Annotated in this window: 3 protein-coding genes; 2 read left to right on the top strand and 1 reads right to left on the bottom strand. The window is 66.7% G+C overall.

All coding sequences use genetic code 11. The annotated features are described in order from the left end of the window. Positions 1 to 758 precede the first annotated feature (758 nt). Positions 759 to 2,087 (bottom strand): IS110 family transposase, encoded by a 1,329-nt coding sequence (locus VGS97_RS14800; protein ID WP_326854069.1) that lies wholly within the window; start codon positions 2,085 to 2,087, stop codon positions 759 to 761. A gap of 534 nt (positions 2,088 to 2,621) precedes the next feature. Here VGS97_RS14800 and VGS97_RS14795 point away from each other — a divergent pair. Both VGS97_RS14795 and VGS97_RS14790 read left to right on the top strand, forming a co-directional pair. After that, a complete protein-coding gene (locus tag VGS97_RS14795; protein ID WP_326854068.1) occupies positions 2,622 to 3,821 on the top strand; it encodes an IS256 family transposase in 1,200 nt (399 codons plus the stop codon). 108 nt (positions 3,822 to 3,929) lie between these two features. Further along, positions 3,930 to 4,313 (top strand): GxxExxY protein, encoded by a 384-nt coding sequence (locus VGS97_RS14790; RefSeq protein ID WP_349262139.1) that lies wholly within the window; start codon positions 3,930 to 3,932, stop codon positions 4,311 to 4,313. Positions 4,314 to 4,324: the final 11 nt, after the last annotated feature.

Here is a 4,324-nt window from a genome sequence, read left to right as displayed (position 1 = left end):
GCCGGCGTATCTGGACACCTCGCCCGTCGCCGGTCACGACGTGATACCGCTCGGTTGAGCCGCGTCGGCCGATCGCCCGTCGCACCGGCGGGCGGCGGCTCGCACACGCGCCCGACCGGGATGCTCCGGGATCGGCCTGGTGTTCGCGGGGCAGGAGCGAGGGCCTGACAGGTACATGGGGTTCTTGTCCTTTTCCGGCTGCGGCGCCGCCCCACTCGTCCGTCATGGCCGTCCCCGGGCTCGATCCGGGGCTCGTCCCGGCCAGCCGCCCCGGACGATGCCCCCACGCGACCACCCGCCGCCACGGTGCATGGGGTGGTTCCCGCGTTTCGTGCGGTTCGAGCGAGAGAGCGGAACCGCAGATGCACGCCGATGCACACCGATGCCGCCTGCGGATGCGCGCCGCGTGCCCGCCGGCGCTGACAGGTACATGGGGTTCTTGCCGTTTTCCACGCCGGTCCCACGGTCCATGGGGGTTTGCCACGCCGCGGCGCGCACCGTCGGGCTGCCTCTGGCAGGCGGGCCTGACAGGTACATGGACTTCTCACCCTTCTGGCAAGGTGTTTTTTGTTGTGTGGCCGCCGTTGTGTTTGATGATCGCGCCGCGCTTGCTGCGGTCAAGGACGCTGCGCGCCGCGCGGTTGCGCGGTGGCCTTCGGCCCTCCTTGACGGCGGCTGCGCGCGGCGCGGCGTGTGGCACAGGCCGGGACGGAGAAGCGGCGCTGTGACCGAACCAAGAAGCGTGTCGGAAGGTGCGATCACGCGGCGACCTGAACCAGAGGGCTCGGTGTGTTGGCGCGCGCTCCGCGGTGGCTGGGATCGAACAGAACCTGACGTTGCAGCAGGGTGCAGGTGAGTGCCAGCAAGCGATCGCCGACGGTGCGCAACGCCCGGCCATGGGAATGCCCGCGCTGGCGCAGCGCCTGATAGCGCCCCTGGCTGAGCGGATCGCGCTGGGTTGCGACGCGGGCCCAGTGATACAGCGCATTGGCCAGCCGCTTGTTGCAGGCCAGCCGTCGCAGCACGATGCAGCTCTTGCCGCTGCGGCGGGTGACGGGGGCGGCGCCACACAGGGCACGCAAGGCGTGGTAGTCTCGTCGTTGCAGGGGCTGGTAGGCCTCGGCGAGCAGCGTGGCGAGGTTGATCCGGCCAATTCCCGGCAAGGAGCGCAGGATCGCCACGTCGCGCTGCTCGGAGGCCTGCCCCGGTGAGGTGTCCCCCGCTGGTGTCTCTGCTGGGCTGGCATGGGATGCGGCGAAGGCGTCGCACAGCGTATCGATCTGTGTGCGCACCTGCTTGAGCTGCTGTGTCACCAGGCGCAGCCGCGGCAGCAGGGAGCGGATGTGGCGTGTGGCGGCCTCGGCCACGCCTGGTGCCACCGGCAGGGCGGGTTCACGCAACACCTGGCGCACCTGCGCGACATCAAGCCGGCGGATGCGGTGCTGCTTGAGCAGATGTTCGATCGTCTGCTTGTGCAGCCTGGCGCCCTTGGCCGGTGTCGGCGCGGCCTGCCAGAGGTCCAGCAGCCAGGGATCGGCGACACCATCATCATCGGCCAGCGTCAGCATCTGCGGGTAATAGCGCCACAGCTGCTCGCGCAACTGGTTGGCCAGCTGGCCGCGCGTACGGGTCAGCTCCTCGGCCAGGCGGGAGGCGCCGCGCAGTTGCACCAGCAGCGGATGGCTGAGGCTGAGCGGGCGGAACGCATCCCTGTCGGTGCGCAGGCAGCGGCCGAGCGTGTCGGCATCGCGGGTGTCGTCCTTCGCCCCGGCCATGCTGTATCGGTCACGGAACTTGTCGAGCTGCTTGGGGTTGATGGCGAAGACCTGGATGCCGCGATCCAGCAGGGCGTCCACCACCGGGCCGTGCGAGGTCTCGATCGCCACGCCGATCTGTCCCGGCGCCGCCCGCGTGGTCCGCAGCAGCCAGTCGCATAGCTCACCATAGGCCCGCCCGGTGTGCGCCACGTCGCGCCGCTCGACCAGCGCGCCGGTGCGGTCGAACAGCGCGACACGATGGCTCTCGCTGCCCCAGTCCAGGCCAACAAACCACAGGATCTCCGAAAGGCTGTCAGTGTCGTCGGTCATGCTCCTTCTCCGTGCCTGTCTCAGGCCGCCGCGACCCCGGTCGTTCCCTATACTGGCGCTCGACGGCGCAACTTCTCACTGGACCATCGTCGCGGCCGGCCTGATGGAGCGCAGGTCCATGCAGGGCGCTCAAGGCGCAGGGTCCTCTGGCTGCTTCCATCAGGCGGCCCGGTCCAATCAGCTTAATGCCAATAGAACGCCACAAGGGTACAGGGGTCGTTCCCCCTTTCCGTGTGCGGCAACCAGGAAAGAGGGAACGCCGATACCGCGTGCTTGTGGCTGCCGCGTACCCTTCGGCGCTGACAGGTACATGGAGTCTTCCCCATTTCTGGCGCGGACCCGGCGTCACGTCCCCCATCCGCCTGTCGAGGGTCGTGTCCCCGTGTGTGGTGTAGGAGCTGTGGGTAAGTAGCCTGCCGTAGTGACCGCCGAGAGTCTGGCGGAGGCGGGCTACTTATCCACAGCGGTGGTCACCGTGGCTGTCCTGGGTAGGGTTGGGTTGTGACACACAACACTGACCTGAGGATGACCACGATGACCGATGACAAGATCGCCCTTCGCGCGCTTTTGGAGAAGGGTTCGGATGCGACATTCCTGCGTGAGATGATTGGCTTTGCGGCCGAGCGTCTGATGGCGCTGGAGACGGAACAGCTCTGCGGTGCCACTCCTGGCGAACGCACGCCTGAGCGGCGCAACCAGCGCAACGGCTACCGCGACCGCGACTGGGAGACGCGGGCCGGGACAGTGGAGCTGCGTATTCCGAAGCTGCGACACGGCAGCTATTTCCCGGCGTTCCTGGAACCACGGCGGATGTCGGAGAAGGCGCTGACCGCGGTGATCCAGGAGGCCTACATCCAGGGCATCTCGACCCGCTCGGTCGACAACCTGGTCAAGGCGCTCGGCATGGAGGGGATCGGCAAGAGCCAGGTGTCGCGCCTGTGCGGCGAGATCGACGAGCGGGTGCAGGCGTTCCTGGCGCGGCCGATCGAAGGCGAGTGGCCGTATGTGTGGCTCGATGCCACCTACATCAAAGTCCGGCGCGATCATCACATCGTCTCGGTCGCGGTGATTGTCGCCGTCGGCGTCAACACCGATGGCCGGCGTGAGGTTCTGGGCATGACCATCGGCCACAGCGAGGCCGAGCCGTTCTGGGTCGAGTTCTTGCGATCCCTCGCCAGGCGCGGCCTGCGCGGCGTCAGGCTGGTCATCTCGGACGCCCATGACGGGTTGAAGGCGGCGATCAGCAAGATCCTCTGTGCCAGCTGGCAGCGCTGCCGCGTGCACTTCATGCGCAACGCCATGGCACATGCCGGCAAGACGCAACGACGGATTGTCTCCGCCTGGGTCGGCACAGCCTTCGCGCAGAACGACGCAACAGCCGCCGCCAAGCAGTGGCGCCATGTCGCCGATGAGCTGCGGCCGCGGGTGCCGAAGCTCGCCGCCCTGCTGGACGAGGCCGAGGCGGATGTCCTGGCCTATATGGGCTTCCCCGCACCGCATCGGGCCAAGATCCACTCCACCAATCCCATCGAACGCCTCAACAGCGAGATCAAGCGGCGCAGCGACGTCGTCGGCATCTTCCCCAACGAAGACGCAGTGACACGCCTGATCGGGGCCGTGCTGCTGGAGCAGAATGATGAATGGGCCGTGCAACGGGCCCGATACATGAGCCTGGAAACCATCGCACCGTTGAGCGATGATCCCGCCGTCAGCCCGCCACTCCTGGCAGCCTGATCAAGGAGCCCAAGCCTGATCTCGGGCAGTCGCTCCTACACCACCACTGGGGACACGATCCGGTAACCTTTCCAGGTGAACATCAGGCGCCAGGACTGGGACACGCTCATGCGCCAAGATGAAAGCGCTCTGAACCGAATATCCGACCGTGTCATCGGATGCGCGTTCGCGGTCATGAACACGCTTGGGGTCGGATTTCTCGAAAAGGTCTACGAGAATGCCCTGGCGCACGAGCTGCGCAAGGCAGGTCTCAGCGTGGCACAGCAGTACGGGATCACGGTCCACTATGACGGTGTCATCGTCGGGGAATACACCGCCGATATGGTGGTCGAGAATGCGGTCGTCGTCGAACTGAAGGCGGTCAAGACGTTGGACAGTGTACACACAGCGCAATGCATCAATTACCTCAAGGCGAGTGGCCTTCGCCTGTGCCTGTTGCTCAATTTCGGCAAATCGCGCGTCGACGTTCATCGCGTGGCCAACGGCGTCTGACCATGGCACGA

It is taken from the genome of Actinocrinis sp., from assembly GCF_035946395.1.
Taxonomy (GTDB): Bacteria; Actinomycetota; Actinomycetes; order Streptomycetales; family Catenulisporaceae; genus Actinocrinis.
This window is presented reverse-complemented; position numbering and strand designations above follow the sequence as displayed.